Origin of the sequence: Anaerotignum faecicola (assembly GCA_024460105.1) — a bacterium.
In the GTDB taxonomy this organism is placed as follows: Bacteria; Bacillota; Clostridia; order Lachnospirales; family Anaerotignaceae; genus JANFXS01.
The window spans coordinates 1-410 of record JANFXS010000443.1 but is presented as its reverse complement, the minus strand read 5'-3'; the positions used below and the strand labels follow the sequence as shown (position 1 = coordinate 410).

The 410-nt window shown below is 53.7% G+C and carries 1 protein-coding gene; it reads right to left on the bottom strand.

Going from position 1 to position 410, the window contains the following annotated elements; translation table 11 throughout:
* Window positions 1–410 (bottom strand): hydroxymethylbilane synthase (locus NE664_14790; protein ID MCQ4727902.1); only part of this gene is annotated, 410 nt, incomplete at both ends.

The following is a 410-nucleotide window of genomic DNA, read 5'->3' as shown; positions in this document are numbered from 1 at the left end:
AGGATGAGGACGCGAAGACGTGTCTCATGCTGGATACGGACCGCCATCTCACAGATTCTGTCCTCAATCCGCCCCTCCACGGCCAGAGTACCCTGCCCTCCGGCGGGAATGAACGTTTCACAGTCAAAGTAATGAAAATCATACGTCCCGTTGGTCTCAAAATACTCTTCCAGGCCGTTCTCCGCAGGATTTGCCAGCTTCATTCGTTTTAACCCCGCAGCAGCCAGTATAATGGCATCGTAGAGTCCTTCATCCATCTTTCTGATTCTCGTCTGGATGTTTCCCCGGATATCCTCACACCGCACGGCTGCGCCGGGCCACAGCTTCTTTCCCAGGGTCTCGATCTGGAGCCTTCGCCTTAAGCTGGAGGTGCCGATGACAATCTCCTTTTTCACGCTTAAATCGGTTCC